This is a genomic window from Aureimonas sp. ME7, assembly GCF_903970965.1.
Taxonomy (GTDB): Bacteria; Pseudomonadota; Alphaproteobacteria; order Rhizobiales; family Rhizobiaceae; genus Aureimonas.
In genome coordinates, this window is sequence record NZ_CAJCKW010000006.1 from 25,768 (window position 1) to 47,067 (window position 21,300).

Sequence of the window (21,300 nt, forward strand, 5' to 3'; positions counted from 1 at the left end):
CACTATGGTCGCAGGCCCCGATCGTGCCGGTCCCCGACATCGAAGCGACCGTCCCTCGCAGCGATGTCGCCGACATGTCTTGCAGGCGAAGGGCGCCAAGCCCCGCATCCCGGACGCGAGCTTCCGCATGAACCCTTGGCGTCGCGCCAAGAGCCGACGGCGAGGACGCGACCGCCTCGGGATCATGTTCGGGCGACGGAAGGACGCTAGACCGATCGCCGTCCACCCAGGTCGATGCCCGACTGTCTTTCCCGCATCGCTCTGGCGGCCACCGTCCGGGTTTCCGCCAAGAAGCGCAAGCCGGAGTTCTGCAGCGACCAAGGGTCGAAAATTCCCGTGGGGGCCCCGAACTTTAGAAGCCTGATCTACCGCAGGGGATGACCGTTCCTCTATTAGTCCACTTGATTGGTATATTTTGTCGAAGATCGCATCGACGGTTTCGACGGGTCGGACAGGGGACTGGTGCGGTGAACATCACACGTCGGAGCTTCAACATCCTGGCGGGCGCGGTCGCGGCAGCCGCTCTCGTGCGTCCTACCGCATCCTTTGCACAGTCCGCCGGAACGGTGATCGAATACGCCCTCGAGCCGGCGGTTCTGACCCAGATCGACCGCAACGGTCCGGAGTTGATCGCCGCCAAGATACTGGACGGGCTGATCGACCACGACGCCGATCTCAATCCGGTTCCGAGCCTCGCCTTGTCCTGGGAGACGAGCGCCGACGCGCTGCGCCATACCTTCAAGCTGCGCGACGGCGTGAAATGGCACGATGGCGAGCCCTTCACCTCCGCCGACGTGGCTTATTCCCTCCTGACGCTGAAGCAGACCCATCCGCGACGCAAGGCGACCTTCGCCAATCTCGTGGATGTGGAAACGCCCGACGCGCTGACGGTCGTTCTCGTGTTCTCCAAGCCCGCGCCCTTCCTTTACGGTGCGCTCGGAGCCGGCGCTCCCATCTTCCCGCGCCACCTCTACGAGGGTGTCGAACTCGCCACGAACCCGGTGCAGAGCGCGCCGATCGGGACCGGACCGTTCGTCTTCCGCGAATGGGCCCGCGGCAGCCACGTCGTCCTCGAGCGCAACCCGGACTACTGGGGCGGGACCGAACCGCAGGCCGACCGCATCGTGATCCGGTTCATCCCGGACCTTGGCGCGCGCGTCGCGGCTCTCGAGACCGGAGAACTCGAAATCGGCGGCCCCGGCGTGCCGCTGACCGAGATCGACCGTCTGACCACGTTGCCGAACCTGACGGTGGCGACCGATGTGAAGAACTTCAGCGGGGCGCAGATCCAGTTCTTCTTCAATCTCGACATCGAGATCCTGAAGGACATCCGCGTGCGCCGGGCGATCGCGCACTCGCTCGATATTCCCGAGGTGATCTCCACCGTGTTCCGCGGCCATGCCAAGCCGGCCCCTTCGGCGATCGGGCCGAACCTCGCCGCCTTCCACGATCCGAGCATCAAGCCCTACGCCTTCGACATCGAGCTCGCGAACCGTCTTCTGGACGAAGCGGACCATCCGCGCGGCGCCGACGGAACGCGCTTCGAGCTGCGGATCCTCGCCAACCCGTTCTCCGACCAGCCGCCCAAGGTCGCCGAATACCTTCGCTCCGCGCTGGAGCGCATCGGCATCCGCGGCTCGGTGGTCGCCTACGACTACGCGACCTACGTGACCAAGGTCTACACCGAGCGCGCCTTCGACATCGAGGTCGAGCAGCTGGCGAACGGCTACGACCCGACCGACGGCGTCCAGCGCGGCTTCTGGTCGAAGGCCTTCAAACCCGGCGTCCCCTGGTCCAACGCCGCGCACTACAGCAATCCCAGGGTGGACGCGATCTTCGAGGAGGCGAGTGCCGAGCCCGATCTCGAGAAGCGCAAGGCGCTTTATTTCGAGTTGCAGGCGATCGTCTACGCCGAACTGCCATCGGTCGGCGTCGCAGCCCCGGTCGCCTTCGAGGTCTACAACGCACGGCTCGACGGCGTGCTCGACCGCCAGTCGCAGTCGCGCGCGAAGCTTCGGCTGGCATAGCGGCGATGAGCGCGCCGAGAGAGGCATCCACCGCCGCGCACACGGCCTCGGGCGACGAGCGGGCCGCCCTCGGCCGGCGCCGTTCGCAGTTGCGCCCGGTCCGCTTCGTGGTTCGGCGGACCGTGGCCGCCGTTCCCACCGTGATCGGCATCGTGATCCTGAACTTCCTCCTGCTTCAGCTCGCGCCCGGCGATGCGGCCACCGCCATCGCCGCCGAATCGGGCGCCGCCACGCAGGAGATGATGGACAGCCTGCGCACCCAGTTCGGGCTGGACCTGCCGGTGCTGCGCCAGCTCGCGCACTATCTCCGGGATCTCGCGCATTTCAGCCTCGGCGTTTCGCCGCGCTTCAACGTGCCCGTGGTGCAGCTCATCCTGGACCGGCTTCCCGGCACGCTGCTTCTGATGGGGGTGGCGCTCGCGCTCGCGCTCGCGCTGGGCCTTCTGGCCGGCACGACGATGGCGAGCTTCGCGGGACGGCTTCCCGATCGGCTGCTTTCGATCGCCGTTCTCGTCTTCTACTCGATTCCGGCCTTCTGGATCGGGCTGATGCTGATCGTGGTCTTCTCCGTCAAGCTCGGCTGGCTTCCGAGCGGCGGCTCGGGTCCTGTCTGGTCCGACAAGACGGGCTTGGCCGCCCTTCTCGAAGGCGCGCGCTACATGGTGCTGCCGGCGACCTCGCTCGCCCTGCTCTACGTCGCGATCTACAGCCGCATCACGCGCGCCTCGATGCTCGAAATCCGCTCGCAGGACTTCGTGCGCACGGCGCGTGCCAAGGGTCTGCGCTCGCGCGAGATCACCGCCCGCCATGTCCTGCGCAATGCGCTGATCCCGGTCACCACGCTCGCCGGGCTGCATATCGGCGGCATTCTCGGCGGTGCCGTCGTGATCGAGACCGTCTTCAACTGGCCCGGGCTCGGCAGGCTCGCCCTGGAATCGATCATGGCGCGCGACTTCAAGGTCCTGATGGGAATCCTCTTCCTATCCTCGCTTCTGGTGATCGCCGTCAACATCGCGATCGACCTCGTCCACTCGGTCCTCGATCCCCGCGTCGAGGCGAGCCGATGAGCGCGATCGAAGGCAAGGCCGAGCTCGCCACCCCGGGCGGCTGGGTCAACGTCCATGCCGCGGAGTCCACCCGCACGCTCGCCAGCATTCCGGTTGCGCAGAAGGTGTCGGGCCGGCAGGCCCTGGCGACCCTCAAGCGCAACCCCGCCGCGATCGCGGGGCTGGTCTTCCTGGCCGCGATCGCGGTTCTCGCCGTTCTGGCGCCCGTGATCTTCCCGCGCGACCCCTTCGCGATCGTCGGCGCGCCGCATCAATGGCCGGGAGAGAACGCGGCGTTCCCGCTCGGCACGGACGGATACGGCCGCGATGTCCTGATCGGCCTCGTGCACGGAACGCGCGTGTCGCTTCTCGTGGGTCTTCTGGCGACCGCCTTGAGCGTTGCGGCCGGCATCCTCGTCGGTTCTCTGGCGGGCTACTTCGGCGGCTGGACCGATGCCGTGCTGACGCGCCTCACGGAAATCTTCCAGACCATGCCGTCCTTCGTCCTCCTGATCGTGCTGGTCGCGATCACCTCGACCTCGATCGGCGTGATCATCGTGGCGATCGCCCTGATCAGCTGGCCGAACATCGCGCGTCTCGTGCGCGCCGAGGTCCGCGTCCAGAGCCGGGCGGAATACGTCCTGGCCGCCCGGAGCCTCGGCTACGGACATGGGCGCATCATGTTTTCCGACATTCTGCCCAACGTCCTGCCGCCCGTGATCGTGACGGCATCGGCGATGGTCGCCTCGGCGATCCTGATGGAATCGGCTCTGTCCTTCATGGGGTTCGGCGACCCCAACGCGATCTCGTGGGGCACGATGATCGGGGCGGGCCGCGAGTATCTGCGCTCGTCCTGGTACCTCACCGCGCTTCCGGGCCTGGCGATCGTCCTGACCGTGATGGCGGTGAACCTCGTCGGCGATGCCCTGAACGATGCGCTCAACCCCCGCTTCTCGGAGGATCGCTGATGCCCGCCGCCGCGAACGACGTCCTGCTCGCCGTCGAGGATCTGACGATCCGCTTTCCCGGCGCCGAACCCGTGACGCGGATCGGCTTCAGCGTCGCGGCCGGAGAAACCGTGGCCGTGGTCGGCGAATCGGGGTCCGGCAAGTCGCTGACCGCCTTGGCCGTGATGGGGCTGCTTCCCGCTTCGGCCCGCATCGCGCAGGGCAGTATCCGTCTGGGCGGCACCGAACTCGTGGGGCTCGGCGAGCGCCGCATGGCGGATCTGCGCGGCGACCACGTCGCGATGATCTTCCAGGAGCCGATGACCTCGCTGAACCCGGTGATGAGCATCGGACGGCAGATCGCCGAGGTGGTCCGACGTCACCGGACCGTCGGGGCGGCGGAGGCCTGGAGGCAGGCGGTGGAAGCGCTCGACCGCGTCCGCATTCCCGATGCCCGAAACCGCGCCCACGACTTTCCCCATCAACTGTCGGGCGGTCAGCGCCAGCGCGTGATGATCGCCATGGCGACCGTTCTTCAACCGAAGCTGCTGGTCGCGGACGAGCCGACCACGGCACTCGACGCGACGGTGCAGGCGCGCGTCCTCGAACTCCTGGACGACCTGCGGCGGGATCTGGGCATGGGCCTCCTCCTGATCACGCACGATCTCGGCGTGGTCGGGCGCTGGAGCGACCGGGTGATCGTGATGCATCGAGGCCGGACGCTGGAGGCGCTGCGCACGTCCGACCTCGGCCGCCCCGGCCGGCACCCCTACACGACCGGCCTTCTCCAGACCTCCGTGCGCATCGAGGACGGGGTGCACTACGCGGCCTCCTCGCTGGCCGAGATTCGCCCGTCCGCCCGGCCGGACGGCACCTACGACTATGCGATCCGCCCCGCGATTCCGCGCCGCATCGAGCCGCACCCGGCATCCCAGCCCATTCTGGAGGTGAAGAACCTCACGGTCGACTACGCGACGGGAAGCGGCGCCACGCGCGCGCTCGACGACGTGTCGATCGTCTTGAAGCGCGGCGAGACGCTCGGCATCGTCGGCGAGTCCGGCAGCGGCAAGTCGACCCTGTCGAAGGCGATCATGCAGCTCGTTCCCTCCACGGGAACGGTCCGGTTCCGCGGCAAGACCCTGTCCGCCTTGCCGGAGCGGGCGATGCGGGTTGAGCGACGACACGTCCAGATGATCTTCCAGGATCCGTTCGGATCTTTGAACCCGCGCAAGAGCGTCGGACATCTCCTGGAAACGCCGCTGGCCGTGAATGGCGTCGGCGACCGGCATGAACGCGCCAGGCGCATTCGCGAGATGCTCGACCATGTCGGCCTGCCGCAGGCCTCGCTCGCCCGTCATCCGCACGAGTTCTCCGGCGGCCAGCGCCAGCGGATCGGCATCGCGCGCGCCTTGATCCTGCGCCCCTCGCTCGTGATCTGCGACGAGCCGGTCTCGGCGCTCGACGTTTCGATCCAGGCCCAGATCCTCAATCTCCTGGTCGACCTCAAGCAGGAGTTCGGCCTTTCCTATCTCTTCATCTCGCATGACCTGGCGGTGGTTCGGTTCATCTCCGATCGCGTCGCCGTGATGCGGGAAGCGCGCATCGTCGAGGAGGCGGACCACCGGGACATCTGGCGCGCCCCGAAGACCGACTACACGCGAATGCTGATTGCGGCAGCGAGCGGATCGGGCCGCGCCCATCGCGCTTCGCCCGATCTTGCGACGGAAGAAAGGGCGGTCGCGTGAACGCCTTTCATCCGAACGAAGCGCGGTTGCCCGGAGCCGATTTCAAGCGCACCTGCGCCGCGATCGTTCGGCGCTCCGCAGCGCGCGACCAGGAACGCGAGCTTCCGTTCGATGCGGTAGAGGAGCTGAAGGCGCTGCGGTTCGGCGCCATACGCCTTCGGCACGAGGACGGCGGCGGGGGCGGATCGATCCGCGCGGTGCTGAAAGCGCTTCATGCCCTTTCCGCCGCCGACAGCAACGTCGCTCACATCTGGCGCAACCACTTCATGCTGACGGAACGGCTTTGCCTGCACGCGACGGCGAACCCCGCCCTCGCCAGGCTGCGCCGCGAAGTGGCCGCGGGCGCGCTGATCGGCCTCGCGGGGGCCGAGGCCGTGCGCACGCAGGTCGGCGGCGCGTCGGCGGGCAGCTCCCCCGTCGTGCCGGACGGCGCCGGTTTTCGATTTTCGGCCCGAAAGGTCTATTCCACCGGCTCGATCTTCGCGGACTGGATCGTCACCTACGGCGAACTGCCGGACGGGACCCGCGTCAATCTGGTGATTCCGCGCGATCGTCCGGGCCTGACCCTGCTCGACGACTGGGACGGAATGGGCCAACGCCTGACGGGCACGGGCACCACCTTGTTCGACGATGTCCTCGTCCATGCCGACGAAGTCATCCGCCCGGACGAGTTTCGTCCCCACCTCCCCTTCTTCTCTTCCACGATCGCGCAGATCGTTCTCACCACGGTGGTCGCCGGCATCATGGAGGCGATCGTGCGCGATGGGCGCGAGACCTTGGAGGCGCGAGACGCGAACTTCTACTTCGCGCCGTCCCCCCAGCCGAAGGACGATCCGCTGCTTCTTGCAGCGCTCGGCGAACTGTCGGCTTCGGCCTTTTCCGCCCATGCCACCGTGATGGCTGCGGCCGACCGCCTCGACATCGCCGCCCTTGCGATCGCGGGCGACGACGCGTTGCCGGCGGTGGAGGCGGCTGCGATCGCGGCCGCGAAAGCCAAGGTGGTGGTGGACGCCCTGGCCCAGACCGCCGGATCGCGCCTGTTCGACGTCGCCGGCGCATCCGCCACGCGGCGCAGCCTCAACCTCGACCGGCACTGGCGGAATCTGCGCACCGTGATCTCGCACAACCCGGCCAGCTACAAGGCCTTCGCGATCGGGGCGCACGAATTGAACGGGACGCCCGTACCCGCGTCCGGCTTCTTCTGACGTGGTCCACCACCGAGGCCGATCGCCCGCGCATGCGCCGTTTCCACCGGAACGATAGAGACCCATGTCCAGTGCCGCCGAGACCATCCACGTTGCGCCCGACGAAGGCCATCCGCCCCGCAGGCCCCCGGAGCGCCTGTCGCAGGACCTCCTGAACCACATCCGGGCCGACGCCGGCGTGCGCGACAGGGAACGCCGGCTCCCCTACGATGAAATCCGGGACATGAAGACACGGCGCTTCGGCGCCCGTCGCCTGCCGGTCTCGGCGGGCGGAGCGGGGGCGAGCATCGTCGAGGTGGTGGACGACATCATCGCCCTTGCGGACGCCGATCCCAACATCGCCCATATCTGGCGCAATCACGTCATGCTGATGGAGCGCGTCGGCATCGCGCCGACCACGCATCCCACGCTCCTGCGGTTGCGGAGCGATCTTGCGAACGGCGACCTTCTGGGTCTTGCGGCCACCGAGCTCGACCGCGCGCAAACGGGGGGTGCGAGCAGCTTCTCCTCCGTGTTCCGGCGCAGCGGCGATCACTTCCGCTTCTCGGGACGCAAGTTCTACTCGACGGGCGCCCTCTACGCCGACTGGCTGCTTGTCGCCGGCTCGCTGGAGGACGGCACCAATGTCAGCGCGATCCTGCCGGCGACACGCGAAGGCATCGAGATCGTCGACGACTGGACCGGCATGGGACAGCGCCTGACGGGCACGGGGACCACCGTCTTTCACGACGTGCGGGTGGAGGCGGACGAGATCCTCGGCGCGGACGCGGTGCCCGCCGAGGCGCTTCCTCTTTCCTCCACGCTGGCGCAACTGGTGCTGACGGCTACGATCGCCGGCATCGTGGAAAGCATCGCGCGGGAAGCGGCGTTTCTGATCGAGGAGCGCAGGCGGACCTACTACTTCGCCCCGGCCGGCGAGGCGCGGCACGACCCCATCCTTCTGCAGGAACTCGGCGAACGCGAGGCCGCGGCCTTCGGCGCGCGCGCGGCCGTGCTGGCCGCCGCCGCCACGCTGGACGATGCCGCCGAAGCCATCTCGGCGTTCGCACCCGAAGCCGAACAGGTGCGCCTGACGCAGGGCGCGGCGGCGGCCACCGCAAAGGCGAAGATCGTGGTGGATCGCATCGCCCACCTCGCCGGCTCGGCGCTGTTCGACGTGGCCGGCGCATCCTCGACGCTTCGGGAAAAGAACCTCGACCGGCACTGGCGCAACATCCGCACGATCTCCAGCCACAACCCCGCGAGCTACAAGGCCTACGCGCTCGGAAACCGCACCGTGAACGGCGAGGCCCTGCCGCGCCTCGGCTTTTTCTAAAAAGGACCCCCGACTTGTCCCTCAAGCGCACCAGCAAGGCCGAAACCCTGCACGAGCTCCACCAGTCCTTCTTCGTCATGCCGACGATCTGGGATCCGCTTTCCGCCCTCGCGGCCGTCGAGGCCGGCTACGCCGCCGTCGCGACCTCAAGCGCCGCGCTCGGACAGGGCCTCGCGATCCAGGCGAGCGAACGCATTCCCTTCGACACGTTGACGGCCCAGGTGGCGCGGATCGCCGCGGCCGTGCCCGTACCGATGGTGGTGGACATGGAGGACGGCTACCCGGAGGTCGCGGGCGGCGTCGACGCCTCCATTCGCCGCCTGATCGGGGCCGGTGCCGTCGGCGTGAACATCGAGGACAGCTGGCATGGACATGCCCGGCCGCTGGCGAGCGCCGAGGATCATGCGCGGCGTCTGGCGCAGGCGCGCCGGGCCGCCGACGCCGAACTTCCAGGCTTCTTCCTGAACGGGCGCACGGACCTGTTCCTCCAGAATCCGGGCGTCGAACCCCACGTCTCGCTGCGCGAGGCCATTCGCCGGGCGAAACTCTATGTCGAGGCCGGCGCCGATGGGATCTACGTCACCCTGCGCGGCGCGGCGGCCGACGACGTCCGGGAACTCGTTTCGCAGATTCCTGCCCCGCTCACGCTGGTCGCGGGCGAGGGGCAGGATCTCGGCGAGTGGCGCGATCTCGGCGTGCGGCGCGCCTCGCTCGGCACGATCCTGATCCGCAACAGCTTCGACGCGCTGAGCCGGCAGCTGATCGCAATCCGAGACGATCGCCGCATCGCGCCCAATGCCCCGACCGACATCGACGGCGCCATCTCCCGCAACCGCCCGGCCGCAGTCGCGTGACCGCCGCACCGAAGGAAGCCGAAATGGGCACGCGAAAGCAGCTGAAACTCGCCGGGTTCCTGTTTTCCGGTCAGAATTCGCAGTCCTGGCGGGTGGAACGGTTCACCGCCCACGACAGCCTGGATATCGACTACTTCATCGACTATGCGCAGCTCGCGGAAAGCGCGGGAATCGAGACCCTCTTCCTCGCCGACGGCGCCAGCTTTCCGTCGGGAGCCAGGGAGGTGACGCAGGCGATGTGGTCGGTCTCGGTCTTCGAGCCGGTCACGCTGATGGCGGCGCTCGCCGCACGAACCAGCCATATCGGCCTGATCTACACGGCCTCGGTGGCGGACAACGAGCCGACGCACCTGGCGCGCCAACTCGTTTCCCTCGACCATATCAGTCGCGGGCGGGCGGGCTGGAACGTCGTGACGACGCCGGGTCCGGGCGGCCCGAACCTCGGGATTGCCGAGCCCGACGCGGCCGACCGCAAGTACGATCGCGCCCGCGCCTTCCTTCAAACCACGACGGCGCTCTTCGACAGTTTCGAAGACGACGCGCTCCCGCGCGACAAGCGGACGGGCGTCTATGTCGATCTCGACAAGGTGCATGCCCCGCAGATCGACAACGGCTTCTATCGCGCGAGCCAGCCGCTCAAGATCGAACGCGCCCCGCAGGGCCATCCGGTGATCGCCCAGGCCGGAACCTCGGAGGAAGGCCTCGCCTTCGGAGCCGAGACCGCCGACGTCATCTATTGCGCGAACTATTCGATCGCCGACGGCCAGCGCACATGGCGCGCGATCAAGGACCGCGCGGTCGCGGCCGGCCGGCGGCCGGAGGACGTCGTGCTTCTCACCGGCGCAGCCGTCGTGTGGGGCGAAACGCAGGAGGAAGCCGAGGCCAAGCTCGACGAGGTCGCCTCGCTCTGGCCGATCGAGGTCGCCATGCAGAACATGGCGATCGACTTTCCCGGCTATGATCTCGACGACCTGTTTCCCGAGGACTACGTGCCGCGCTTCTCGAAGGGGCGCTCGAGTGCGATCGCCCGCGACGCGCTGGCGAACGGCCTCACCATCCGCCAGGCCGCGCATCGCGTTTCCGTCGGCCTCGGCCACAGGCCCGTCGTGGGGACGACCCAGTCCATCGCCGACGATTTCGAGGCGTGGCTGGAGGCGGAAGCAACGGACGGGTTCGCGCTCATTCAGCCAAGGCTCATCGACGGTCTGCATGACGTCGTGAACCATGTCATTCCGGAGCTCAAGCGTCGCGGAATTTTCCTCGGCGAATATCCGGGAGCGACACTTCGGGAGAATCTCGGTCTCCGACGCCCGGTGAACACGAACGTTCGCCTTCGAGGTGAATCGGTAGGTATCACCGACAAGAGGCATTCGAGCTCCCGCGCCGGTTGATCGGCGCTTGGCGGCGCGCGGATGCGGGTCGCCAAGCGCCGACCGAACCGGTACCGCGGCTGATGCTCGGGCGCTGAAGGAGCGTCCGCTCCGTATGGCCTTCTGCCGATAGCGCATCGGGCGCATACGTTCTGCCCAAGTTCTAGTCTGGCAGCGCCAAGCCGATCGCCGATGCCGCCAACCGGGACGTCGCCAGGAGTTGGTCGAGGCTGTGCCCGTTGCGCGCCTTCGCCGACAACCCGAACATGGTGGTGGCCACGAAGTCCGTGACGACCGCCGCGTTCTCAGGATGGCGCGCCGCGACATAGTCCCGGATCCTCGTTTCCACGGCGACGTTGTAGGCGAGAGCCGCCTGCCGGGCCTCCGCATCGCTGCACCGGGTTCCTTCGACGACGAGACAACCGGCGGCCTCCGCGTCGGCCGAGTAGTGCCGAGCGGCCTCCTCCAACAACGTCGCCAAGCTTTCGGCGACCGGGCGGTCCTGCCGTAGGATGTCACTGAGCGGTATGGCGCCGACGACGGCATAGCGTTCGAGAACGCGGGCGTAGAGGCCCTGTTTGCTGCCAAAGGCGGAGTAGAAGCTCGGTGGGTTGATCCCAAGGGCTTGGGTCACGTCCGCGACGCTCACGGCATCATACCCACGGGAATGGAAAAGCCGTGCGGCCACTCCGACGGCGTCTTCGAGATCGAAGCGACGAGGGCGGCCACGGGAGCGCGGAATTTTTGTATTTTCCACTACACATCTCGTTGACGATCGGGAACCGTCGATTTATGTAGTGCATCATAAGATATTTCTCAAGGATGCCAGCATGACGACGTTTCAGGGTAAGACGGCTTTGATTCTCGGCGGAAGCCGCGGGATCGGTGCCGCCATCGTTCGGCGTTTCGCGGCGGACGGCGCGCACGTGACCTTCACCTATGCCGGCTCGCAGGGTGCGGCCGAGGCGTTGGCGTCGGAGACCGGCAGCAAGGCCGTGCGAACCGACAGCGCCGACCGCGATGCCGTGATCGCGACCGTACGCGACAGCGGGCCGCTCGACATTCTCGTGGTGAATTCCGGTTTTGCGATCTTCGGCGACGCTCTCGATCAGGATCCCGACGAGATCGATCGCCTTTTCCAAGTCAACGTTCACGCGCCCTACCACGCCTCGGTCGAGGCGGCACGGCGGATGCCGGAGGGCGGACGGATCGTCGTGATCGGCTCGGTGAACGGCGACCGCATGCCCGTGGCCGGCATGGCATCCTACGCGCTCAGCAAATCGGCGCTTCAGGGACTGGCGCGGGGTCTGGCGCGCGATTTCGGCCCGCGTGGAATCACGATCAACATCGTCCAGCCCGGTCCGATCGACACCGATGCCAACCCGGCGGACGGCCCCATGCGGGAGCTGATGCACAGCTTCATGGCCATCAAGCGCCATGGCCGGCCCGAGGAGGTTGCGGGAATGGTGGCCTGGCTCGCGGGGCCGGAGGCCAGCTTCGTGACCGGTGCCATGCACACGATCGATGGGGCCTTCGGCGCATAGGCCTGCCGCTTCGAGCAATGTCGGAGCGAACCGCTTCCCGGGACGATCGTCGGGAAGCGGTCCAGCCGGCAACGATCGTTCCGGAACGGTTCGGGCGCGTCATCCGAACCCCACAACCCGATCATCGGGTCCCGAAGGGAAAAACGGCTCCAGCGATCGATGCGCCGTCCCGGCCGGCCGTCGCGTCCGCTACGCCGAAGCTGCCCGATAGGGTTCGAGGAACGGCACCAGGAGGGCCAGCAGTTTCTCCGGCGCTTCCTCCGGCACGAAGTGACCGCAACCTTCGATGATCGCGCAATCGACGTCCTCCGCGACCCCGCGCAATTGCTCCTCGACCGCCCCGGCACAGGCCAGTTCGCCCGCAAAACCGAGGACAGGCATGGTCAGGCGATTTTCCATCCGCTCCCGATTGGCCGGGATATCCTCGTCGATCGCCCGGTAGTAGTCGAAGCTGGCCGTGAGCGTGCGCCGATCCCGCTTGATGAGGTCGATGTAGAAGGCGCGCACCTCGGCCGGGATCGGGTTGGGCACAGGAATCTTGGTGAACTGATAGTCGAAGAAGATGTCCTCGCGCCCCGCCACCAACTCCTCCGTGACGGCGCGCACGCGGCAGAAGTTGTTGTGCCACAGGAAATCGTTGAGGGGACGCTCGTCGGGGATCAGCGGCGGCGAGAGGGCGACACCCGGTATGATCGCCTCGCCCAATGCGATGCGCTCAATGCGTTCCGGCCGGTCCGCGGCCATGGCATAGCCGACCCACATCCCGCAATCGTGCCCGACCATGGCGAACCGTTCGTGCCCGAGCGCCGTCATCAGCGCGAACAGGTCGCGCCCGATCGTCCCCTTGTCGTAGCCCTGCTCGGGCTTGCCGGAAAGGCCGAGGCCGCGGGGATCGGGCACCACCAGGGTGAAGCGCTCGGCCAGCGGCAGCATGACGTCCCGCCAGATGTACCAGTTCTGCGGCCAACCGCCGAGCAGCAGCAGGGGCGGTCCCTTGCCCCCGACGACGGCGTGGAGATCCACCTCGCCCGTCGGGATCCGGTAGCTTTCGAATACCTCAGGAAATCCGTCCGGTAGCCTGGGAACCCCGTGAACGGAGCCGAAGCCGTCGATGGTCGGAAAGGGCAGAGACGTCATGGGATCGACAATCCTTATCTGTATCGATCGCTAAACGATACGAGGTTGCGCCCGCCTGTCAAGCGTAGTTTAGTGATCGCTATGGATAAGCCACGCCAGCGCCGGTCCTCCGGCCCCAGAACCTTCGACCGGGACGAGGCGATCGAGATCGCGATGAGGCTGTTCCGGCGCCACGGCTTTGAGGGCGTGTCCATCTCGGACCTGACCGGCGCGATCGGGATCGCCCCGCCGAGCCTCTATGCCGCCTTCGGAAGCAAGGCGGGCCTCTACCGCGAGGCTCTCGACCGTTACGCAGCGCTTCCCGGCGCACTCGATGGCATGGTGGATGCGGCGACGCTGGATGAGGCCGTTTCCGGTCTGCTCGATGCGGCGATCAAGGCGGCGACAGATGCGGAGCGCGGCTGCATGATCTCGACGGGGCTGGTCGAAGGAGCGGCCGAGCATCGGGAGCTTGCCGACGAGCTCGCGCAGCGGCGTCGCGATCTTCGCGGCCGGATCGCGGAGGGGCTGGGGAGCTGGCTCGGCCCTGAGGAGGCGCAGCACTTGGCCGCATACCTGTTGGCGGTCCAGCAGGGCCTCGCCGTCCAGGCGCGGGATGGTGCCACCGAGGCCGAACTGGCGCTCATCCGGGAACAGGTGATGGTCGGCATCGGGGCGCGGCCACCCCGGTGAGGGCGGCCCCATCGCCACGAAGGGACGGAGACCGATTTCGGAAATCTTCGGACAGCGGGAAGCCGATACCACATGAGATCGGCCGAACGCGGATGCCGGCAGCAACGGTCGATGCCATCGAATTGCCGAGGGATACGACGACGCCGCATCTGCGTCGTCGCGCCTTGATCTCGGCATGCCGAGAAGCGCCCGTCGAAGCCGACCGACCAGTCGGCCCGCCCGAACGAGCGTCGCCTACACCAGTTCGGCAAGCGCGGCGGCGTCGAAGCCCCGCAGCCCGGCTTGGTCGCCCGACCGGACCTTCTCGGCCCAGGCCGGATCGCCGATCAAGGCGCGGCCAACGGCGATCAAGTCGAACTCCTCGCGCTCCATCCGTTCCACCAACCCGTCAAGCCCGTCTGTGGTCGACCCCTCGCCGCCGAAAGCCGCCATGAAGTCGCCCGACAGGCCGACGGATCCGACGCTGATCGTGGCTGCCCCGGTAAGCTTCTTGGCCCAGCCGGCGAAGTTCAGCCCGTTCGCGCCGTCGGTCTCGGGGAATTCGGGCTCCCAGAAGCGCCGCTGGGAACAGTGCAGCACGTCCACTCCCGCCTCGACCAGCGGAAGCAGCCAGTCGCTCATCTCCTCGGGTGTTTCCGCCAGCCGCGAGGCAAAATCCTGAACCCTCCATTGGCTGAGACGAAGAATGATCGGGAAGTCGGGGCCGACGCTCGCCCGGACCGCCGTGACGACCTCCGCGGCGAACCGCGAGCGCTCACCGATCGTGGCCCCGCCGTAGCGATCGGTTCGCCGGTTGGTGGCAGCCCAGAAGAACTGGTCGAACAGGTATCCGTGCGCCCCGTGCAGTTCGATCGTGTCGAAGCCAAGTCGCTTTGCGTCGCCAGCGGCGCGGGCAAAGGCCGATATCGTCTCGGCGATGTCGCTGTCGTTCATGGCGACGCCCCGATCGACGCCCGGCGCCTGCAGACCGGACGGGCTTTCCACGGGCGATCGCGGCACCCACTCCGTCAGAAAGCTCTTGAGCGCTCCGGTATGCCAAAGTTGCGGGCCCATCTTGCCACCGCCCTCATGGACCGCGTCGACCACGCCCTTCCAACCCGCCAGCGCGGCGTCGCCATGAAAGAACGGGACGCCCGGATCGTTTCGCGCCGCCGGCCGATCGACCACGGTGCCCTCGGAAAGGATCAGCCCGACGCCGCCTTCGGCTCGCCGACGGTAGTAGTCGGCATGGGCTCGCCCGGGGATGCCGTCGGGCGCGAAGCTGCGCGTCATCGGAGCCATGACGATGCGGTTCGCCAGCTCCATGGAGCCGATACGGAAGGGTCGAAACAGAATGTCGGTCGAACTCATGGCATTGCCTTTCCCGTCGAATGGCGGGGAAGGTATACATATGCTACTAGGGCACAAGAACGCACTTGTGATCGCCTAGGTATCGTCGAGGAAACGGGATGTCCGCCTGCCAGCATTTCGACGGGAACTGCCCCACCCGCCAACTCTTCGACCAGATCGCCGACAAGTGGTCGATGATGGTGTTGACCGTCCTAGAAGGGGGGCCAACCCGTTTCAACGGCATCAAGCGGCGGCTGGAGGGCGTGACCCAGAAGGCCCTGACGCAGTGCCTCCGGCGACTGGAACGCAACGGCCTCGTTTCCCGCAGGGTCATCATGACCTCGCCGATCGGGGTCGAGTACGCCATCACGCCGCTCGGCCTGTCGCTTCTCGGTCCGTTCCACGCTCTGCATGCCTGGACCATGGAGCATCTGGACGAGGTGGAGCGGGCGCGCCAAGCGTTCGAGGAGCGCGCTGTCACATGAAGGACCGAGGCCGCCTCCCGCCGCTCTCTTCGTCGATCGCTGCGACGATGGCATGAGATCCGCGCTCCGGATCCGCGCTCCGGAGCCGCATCCGGATCGCCTTTGGGGTCCCCATCAACGGCCGCGTTGCCAAGCCCGACATGGCTGCGAAGTGCCCCCTTCAGACGGTGGCGCCTGAGGGTGCGGAGAAAATCCATCTCGCCGACCTAGCGAGGCCTGCGAGCGGATAGCCTTCGCTGCCCAAGCATTCGAGGTTAAGGCGCAATGGACGCCTCGATCGCCTCAGCCTTCGTCCTGGCGTCCGAGCGCATGGATCAGGGCGGTCAGGTTCTTGCGGATGTCGGCAGGAAGACGGCTCATCTTGACGGCATCCTCGCCGCCATCCCTTCGATCGGCGACCTCCGGCGCAGGCCCCGCGGAATCGTGCAGGCCGTCGAAGACGTCGCCGAGGCCGATCCCGAGAATGCCGATGATCCTGTAGAGGGTGCTGGCCGAAACCCGGTTGGCACCGGTTTCATACTTCTGGACTTGTTGGTAGGTCACGCCGATGGCGGCTGCCAAAGCCTGAAGCGAAAGACGCTTCTTCTGGCGAAAGTAGCGAATCCGCTCCCCAACATGCTGGTCGATCGCCTCGTTCGACAGCGAAACCACGGCATTCGACATCGAGGCGTCCCTTCCACAATCCTGACGAGGATGTAGAAGCGCCGACCGGTCGGCGTAAAGCGGAATCACCGAGCTATTCACACCTGCGTGATGCGCTCTGCGTCGAACCCCGCTCACGCACGCGCGGACGTCCAAGAGCGCCCCAGAACCCGACCGAAGTGCCCATCGAGGATTGCGGAACCGCTCCTTAGTGGATCGTGCCGGCGGCACGCGCGGGCGTGCCCTCGGCGAGACAAGCCTGCAGCGCCTTGGATGCAGCGCTGGCGGCCAAGGCCTCCAAAGCGACCGACAAGTGTCGGGCCACTTCCGGCTCGTTCTGCAACTGGGCCTCGTTCTGCGCATAGCGGAGAAGAGAGCGAAGGGCTTCACCGTCGGTCATGTCGTGGATCCGCTTTTTGCGTACCGGAAGAATGTCCACTCAGTTCGACAAAACATGGCGTGACAACACCGTGACAAAGCGTGGACTTTCCCCTCGCGGACGGGAGCGCCCCGCTTTGCAACCGTCTCTCCCGGCCGGCGCCGGCGGGATGGATCGCCGACCCGCCGGAGCGGGAAACCGTCACTTCCCTGCCCCCAACAGGGGTCTCGCGTTGGCGACGTGATCGAAGCCGGATCGGCGAAGGCGAGTACCGCTCCGCTGCGACCTTCGATCCCAGGGGCACGGAAAACGCGCCTTCGGCGCTTGCGCGCCGGGAGAAGCCCCTGATGCGCACGATCCGACCGGTTTTCGCATGGGGAAAGGATTGCCACCCCCGGCCGGCTCGTGTCACAGGAAAATGATCAGTCTGGCGGACCTTCCCGAAACCCGACCTTCCGGCGAAGCGGCCCGCTTTCCCCTCGACCTCGCGGCGGATCGCCGGCCGGCATCCCGGCCGGGGGGCGGCGCTGGAACCCATGCACCATGCCGAGCGACGATCTCCGGACCGAACCGCCCATCGAGACCCCGGCGGAAGATCGGTTCGCCGCGTTCCGCAACAGCCGTTTCCTGCGCTACTGGCTGTCGCGCTTCCTATCGGCCTTCGCCGTGCAGATCGTGGCCGTGTCGGTGGGCTGGCAGATCTACGACCTGACGCGCGATCCGCTCGATCTCGGCCTTGTCGGCCTGTCGCAGTTCCTTCCCGCCCTCGTTCTCGTATTCGTCACCGGCACGGTGGCCGATCGGTATTCGCGCCGCCACATCATGGGCACGGCCATCGGGGTGCAGACGCTGGGCGCGGCCCTTCTCCTGTTCCTCACCTATCGCAACCTCGTCACCCCCGTGCCGATCTTCGCGATCCTGGTGCTGCTCGGCGTCGCGCGCGCGTTCTTCACGCCGGCCGCCTCCTCGCTGGTGGTCAACCTCGTGACCAAGGACGAGCTGGCCAACGCCATCGCCTGGAATTCCTCGTCCTGGCAGATCGCCTCGATCGTCGGCCCGGTGGCGGGCGGCCTTCTCTACGGCTTTTCGCCGCACGTCGCCTACGCGAGCGCGCTGATCCTGTTTCTCCTGGCCGGCGCGCTGATCCTGACCATCCCCGCGCCCGCGCAGCACACCTCGCGCGAGCCGGCGAGCTTTTCGACCGTCGTCGCCGGCTTTCGCTACATCTGGCACGAGAAGATCGTCCTGGGCGCGATCTCGCTGGATCTCTTCGCTGTGCTGCTCGGCGGCGCCGTCGCGCTGATGCCCGTCTTCGCGCGCGATGTCCTGGAGGTCGGCCCCTGGGGCCTCGGCATGCTGCGCGCGGCGCCCGGCGTCGGCGCGATCCTGACCGCGATCTGGCTCGCCGCCCATCCGGTGAAGGATCACGCCGGCCTCGTGATGTTCGCCTTCGTCGCCCTGTTCGGCGCCTTCACCGTCCTGTTCGGCCTGTCCACCCTGCCCTGGCTGTCGATCCTGGCGCTGGCGCTGATGGGCGCGGCCGACATGATCTCGGTCTATATCCGCGAGATCCTGCTGCAGCTCTGGACGCCGGACGAGGTGCGCGGGCGTGTCAACGCGGTCAACAGCGTGTTCGTGGGCGCATCCAACGAGCTCGGCGAGTTCCGCGCCGGGGTCATGGCGGCGCTGATCGGCGTCGTCCCGGCCACCGTGATCGGGGGCTTCGCGACGATCGGCGTCGCCGCCGTCTGGGCCTGGGCCTTTCCGCAGCTGCGCCGGGCGCGCAGCCTCGCCGCGCGCGAATGATCGGTCAGACGATCGGCGCCGAGGCCGGGCCGAAGGCCCGGTTCCAGGCATCGAGCGAGGCGATCTTGTAGGCCTCCGCAAGCGTCGGGTAGTTGAACGTGTTCTCCATGAAGTAGTCGATCGTGCCCTTCAGGTTGAGCACGGCCTGGCCGATATGGATCAGCTCGGTCGCGCCCTCGCCGACGATGTGGACACCGAGCAGGCGACGGGTCTTCTTGGAGAAGATCATCTTCATCATGCCGCTCTGGAGGCCCATGATGTGGCCGCGCGAGGTTTCGCGAAAACGCGCGACGCCGCACTCGTAGGGGATGCCGCGCTTTCGCACATCCTCCTCGCTCATGCCGACGGTCGAGATCTCCGGCACCGAGTAGATCCCGTAGGGAAAGAATTCGGGTGCGGGGGGCGTCGGAATGCCGAAGGCGTGGCAGGCGGCGATGCGCCCCTGCTCCATGGAGGTCGAGGCAAGACTCGGAAAGCCGATCACGTCTCCGGCCGCGTAGATATGCGGCACCGCGGTCTGGAGCGTCTTCGGGTCGACGGTGATGCGCCCGCGATGGTCGGTTTCGAGGCCGGCGGCGGGAAGGTTCAGCCCGTCCGTCGCGCCCATGCGCCCGGCGGCGAAAAGGAGGACGTCGCTGGCGACGTCCCGCCCGCTCGACAGACGGCAGAGCGGACGACCGTTCGCGTCGAACTCGATTTGCGTCACCTCGGCACCGAGCCGCAGCGCGACGTTGCGGTCGCGAAGCTCGTGCACGAACTCTTCCATCAGCTCCTTGTCGACGAAGTCGAGGAAGCTGGAGCGCGGCTCGATCAGCGTGACCTGCACTTCGAGGGCGGAGAAGATCGTGGCGTATTCGACGCCGATGACGCCCGCGCCGATCACGGTGAGCGAGCGGGGAAGCTTCGGGATCTCGACGATCTCGTCGGAATCGAAGACGTTGGTGCCGTTGAAGGGCACGTAGCCCGGGCGGAAGGGGCGCGTCCCGACCGCGATCAGGATCGCCCCGCCCTCGGCGGACACGATCTCGCCGCCGGGCGTCTGGACGTCGATCTCGTAGGGTGAGCGGAACGCGGCGCGCCCGTGCAGCACCTTGACCCCGTTGCGCGAGAACTGGTGGTCGAGAACGTCGACCTCGTGCTCCAGCGTCTTCACCATGCGAGCCTGGATGTCGGCGCTGGTGATGTCCTGCTTCACACGGTAGGCGCGCCCGTAGAAGCCGCGCTCGCGCCAGCCCGACAGGTTGAGCACGGTCTCGCGCATCGTCTTGGAGGGGATCGTCCCGGTATGGACCGACACGCCGCCGACGCGGGCCTGGCTTTCCACCACCAGGACCTGGCGCCCGAGCTTGGCGGCCTGGATCGCGGCGCGCCGGCCCGACGGGCCGCTGCCAATCACGATCATGTCGTAGCGCTGCATGAGTTCTCTACCGTTTCGCGCGAAAGCCTTCGGGACCGGATGACGACCCCATTCCCGGGGATGGATACAGGCAGGAGCTTTCGCGAGGCGCGCGAACACCGCCGCCGGTCGCCTTTCGGGACTGCTAGCCGGCGGGGCGCCCGAAGATCCGCGCCAGGAACTCGCCGAGCCAGCGCTTCACGGGCGCATCGTGGATGGCGCGGCCGGTGAAATGCTCGCGGCGTCCTTGAGCACCGGGAAGCGACAGGCGGGCATGGCCGTGCGTCGTCCAGCGATGCATCATGGCGAGCGTCAGCTCGGCGTGGAACTGGACGCCGTAGGCATTGTCGCCGTAGCGCATCGCCTGGTTGGCGAAGCGCTGTCCCCGCGCCAGAAGCGTCGCGCCAGCGGGCAGGCTGAAGCCCTCGCGGTGCCACTGGTAGACCATGGGCGGCCAGTCGGGAAGGACACACCGGCCCTCGTCGGTGGCTTCCAAAGGATAGTAGCCGACTTCGACGAGCCCTTCAGGGTGTGGGCCGACCGTGCCGCCGAGGTGTTTCGACAGCATCTGCGCGCCGAGGCAGATTCCGAGGAACGGCCGGTTCTCGCGCAGAGGCACGTCGAGCCAGTCGATCTCGTGGCGCAGATGCGGGTCGGGGTCGTTGGCGCTCGGCGGCCCGCCGAACAGGATGGCGCCACGATGCGCATCGAGCGTCGTCGGCAGGCGCTCGCCCAGCACCGGGCGGCGGATATCGATGGCGACGCCTGCGGCCTCCAGAACCTGGCCGACGCGCCCCGGCGTCGAGTTCTCCTGGTGGAGGACGACGAGAACAGGCCGCGTGTCGGTTCGAGCGTCGAGAACGAAGCGCCGGGTCGGCTCGGAGCCCGTCCCGGTCGCAGAAGCCAGATGGTTCAAGGATCGACGCCCTGCGTCTGCAAGGCCGCCTCGCGCTTGGCCAGCATCCGGTCGCGCCCGGACACGCCCAAAAGCTCCGAAATGCGCCACACGACGTTGTCTTCCAACTCGTGCACCGTGCCGTCCACGAGCGCCACCTGCCACAGGAACTCGACGAAGCGCACCCGCTCCCCTTCGTCCAGATGACGCAGGAGGACACTGGTGAAGCGGTAGAGATCGACGGCTTCCGCATCGGCCTCCTGCCCCGCGCGCTCGATCCGGCGCGCCGTGTCGGCATCCAGCGAGAACTGGCGGGCGAGAACGCGCCGCAACGTCTCCTCCTCGCGTTCGGAGGCACGCCCGTCGGCTTCCGCCACATGGAACAGGAGGGCGGCGGCGGCCACGCGCGGGTCGTCCTCGTCACTCGAATGGGGCGAGGCGCCCGTCAGGGTGGAGAAAAAGTCCTTCAAACTGTCCAGCATGGGAGCGCCCGCTCTTGGAAACCG

At 67.4% G+C, this 21,300-nt stretch carries 20 protein-coding genes; 12 read left to right on the forward strand and 8 right to left on the reverse strand.

Translation table 11 applies throughout. The annotated features are described in order from the left end of the window. Window positions 1–467: 467 nt before the first annotated feature. From H7A85_RS11805 to H7A85_RS11840, 8 genes are all read left to right on the forward strand, one after another. Complete coding sequence (locus tag H7A85_RS11805; protein ID WP_182086148.1) at window positions 468–2,027, forward strand: ABC transporter substrate-binding protein; 1,560 nt, start codon at window positions 468–470, stop codon at window positions 2,025–2,027. Between the two features lie 5 nt (window positions 2,028–2,032). Beyond that, on the forward strand, window positions 2,033–3,094 hold the full coding sequence (locus tag H7A85_RS11810; protein WP_182086149.1) for an ABC transporter permease: 1,062 nt from the start codon (window positions 2,033–2,035) through the stop codon (window positions 3,092–3,094). After that, window positions 3,091–4,041 carry an ABC transporter permease gene (locus H7A85_RS11815; protein WP_182086150.1) on the forward strand — a complete coding sequence of 317 codons (951 nt, stop codon included), beginning with the start codon at window positions 3,091–3,093 and terminating at the stop codon, window positions 4,039–4,041. Before H7A85_RS11810 ends, H7A85_RS11815 begins: the two co-directional genes overlap by 4 nt. Then, window positions 4,041–5,765, forward strand: a complete 1,725-nt coding sequence (locus H7A85_RS11820; RefSeq protein ID WP_182086151.1) for an ABC transporter ATP-binding protein — start codon at window positions 4,041–4,043, stop codon at window positions 5,763–5,765. Before H7A85_RS11815 ends, H7A85_RS11820 begins: the two co-directional genes overlap by 1 nt. Then, entirely contained in the window at window positions 5,762–6,970 is a 1,209-nt protein-coding gene (locus H7A85_RS11825; protein WP_182086152.1) for an acyl-CoA dehydrogenase, read from the forward strand. Before H7A85_RS11820 ends, H7A85_RS11825 begins: the two co-directional genes overlap by 4 nt. A 64-nt stretch (window positions 6,971–7,034) precedes the next feature. Further along, window positions 7,035–8,285, forward strand: a complete 1,251-nt coding sequence (locus H7A85_RS11830) for an acyl-CoA dehydrogenase (protein ID WP_182086153.1) — start codon at window positions 7,035–7,037, stop codon at window positions 8,283–8,285. A gap of 14 nt (window positions 8,286–8,299) precedes the next feature. Beyond that, window positions 8,300–9,139, forward strand: coding sequence for an isocitrate lyase/phosphoenolpyruvate mutase family protein (locus H7A85_RS11835; protein WP_182086154.1), 840 nt, complete (start codon window positions 8,300–8,302; stop codon window positions 9,137–9,139). 23 nt (window positions 9,140–9,162) lie between these two features. Further along, window positions 9,163–10,530 (forward strand): NtaA/DmoA family FMN-dependent monooxygenase, encoded by a 1,368-nt coding sequence (locus tag H7A85_RS11840; RefSeq protein WP_182086155.1) that lies wholly within the window; start codon window positions 9,163–9,165, stop codon window positions 10,528–10,530. 142 nt (window positions 10,531–10,672) lie between these two features. Here H7A85_RS11840 and H7A85_RS11845 read toward each other — a convergent pair whose 3' ends face one another. Continuing rightward, complete coding sequence (locus H7A85_RS11845; RefSeq protein ID WP_182086156.1) at window positions 10,673–11,266, reverse strand: TetR/AcrR family transcriptional regulator; 594 nt, start codon at window positions 11,264–11,266, stop codon at window positions 10,673–10,675. A gap of 73 nt (window positions 11,267–11,339) precedes the next feature. Between H7A85_RS11845 and bdcA the strand changes: the two genes are divergently transcribed. Then, window positions 11,340–12,053 (forward strand): SDR family oxidoreductase, encoded by a 714-nt coding sequence (gene bdcA / locus H7A85_RS11850; protein WP_182086157.1) that lies wholly within the window; start codon window positions 11,340–11,342, stop codon window positions 12,051–12,053. A 189-nt stretch (window positions 12,054–12,242) separates the two neighbouring features. On the opposite strand, the gene H7A85_RS11855 is transcribed toward bdcA, so the two are convergent. Further along, entirely contained in the window at window positions 12,243–13,076 is an 834-nt protein-coding gene (locus H7A85_RS11855) for an alpha/beta hydrolase (protein WP_244631149.1), read from the reverse strand. A 195-nt stretch (window positions 13,077–13,271) separates the two neighbouring features. Here H7A85_RS11855 and H7A85_RS11860 point away from each other — a divergent pair, with 195 nt between their 5' ends. Continuing rightward, window positions 13,272–13,862 (forward strand): TetR/AcrR family transcriptional regulator, encoded by a 591-nt coding sequence (locus H7A85_RS11860; RefSeq protein ID WP_244631178.1) that lies wholly within the window; start codon window positions 13,272–13,274, stop codon window positions 13,860–13,862. Window positions 13,863–14,096: 234 nt separating this feature from the next. On the opposite strand, the gene H7A85_RS11865 is transcribed toward H7A85_RS11860, so the two are convergent. Continuing rightward, a complete protein-coding gene (locus H7A85_RS11865; RefSeq protein WP_182086159.1) occupies window positions 14,097–15,212 on the reverse strand; it encodes an NADH:flavin oxidoreductase in 1,116 nt (371 codons plus the stop codon). A 98-nt stretch (window positions 15,213–15,310) separates the two neighbouring features. On the opposite strand from H7A85_RS11865, the gene H7A85_RS11870 reads away from it, so the two are divergent. Next, on the forward strand, window positions 15,311–15,676 hold the full coding sequence (locus H7A85_RS11870) for a helix-turn-helix domain-containing protein (protein ID WP_182086160.1): 366 nt from the start codon (window positions 15,311–15,313) through the stop codon (window positions 15,674–15,676). 282 nt (window positions 15,677–15,958) lie between these two features. On the opposite strand, the gene H7A85_RS11875 is transcribed toward H7A85_RS11870, so the two are convergent. Together H7A85_RS11875 and H7A85_RS11880 are read right to left on the reverse strand one after the other, a co-directional pair. Next, entirely contained in the window at window positions 15,959–16,456 is a 498-nt protein-coding gene (locus H7A85_RS11875; protein WP_210270249.1) for a helix-turn-helix transcriptional regulator, read from the reverse strand. 70 nt (window positions 16,457–16,526) lie between these two features. Further along, entirely contained in the window at window positions 16,527–16,718 is a 192-nt protein-coding gene (locus H7A85_RS11880) for a hypothetical protein (RefSeq protein ID WP_182086161.1), read from the reverse strand. 522 nt (window positions 16,719–17,240) lie between these two features. Between H7A85_RS11880 and H7A85_RS11885 the strand changes: the two genes are divergently transcribed. Then, window positions 17,241–18,503 carry an MFS transporter gene (locus H7A85_RS11885; protein ID WP_182086162.1) on the forward strand — a complete coding sequence of 421 codons (1,263 nt, stop codon included), beginning with the start codon at window positions 17,241–17,243 and terminating at the stop codon, window positions 18,501–18,503. 4 nt (window positions 18,504–18,507) lie between these two features. Here H7A85_RS11885 and sthA read toward each other — a convergent pair whose 3' ends face one another. The 3 genes from sthA to H7A85_RS11900 all read right to left on the reverse strand — a co-directional run bounded on the left by sthA (window position 18,508) and on the right by H7A85_RS11900 (window position 21,276). Further along, entirely contained in the window at window positions 18,508–19,920 is a 1,413-nt protein-coding gene (gene sthA / locus H7A85_RS11890) for a Si-specific NAD(P)(+) transhydrogenase (RefSeq protein ID WP_182086163.1), read from the reverse strand. Between the two features lie 124 nt (window positions 19,921–20,044). Continuing rightward, window positions 20,045–20,806 carry a glutamine amidotransferase gene (locus tag H7A85_RS11895; protein ID WP_182086366.1) on the reverse strand — a complete coding sequence of 254 codons (762 nt, stop codon included), beginning with the start codon at window positions 20,804–20,806 and terminating at the stop codon, window positions 20,045–20,047. A gap of 5 nt (window positions 20,807–20,811) precedes the next feature. Beyond that, the gene (locus H7A85_RS11900; protein ID WP_182086164.1) at window positions 20,812–21,276 is read right to left on the reverse strand and encodes a TerB family tellurite resistance protein; all 465 of its coding nucleotides are present in this window, start codon (window positions 21,274–21,276) and stop codon (window positions 20,812–20,814) included. Window positions 21,277–21,300: the final 24 nt, after the last annotated feature.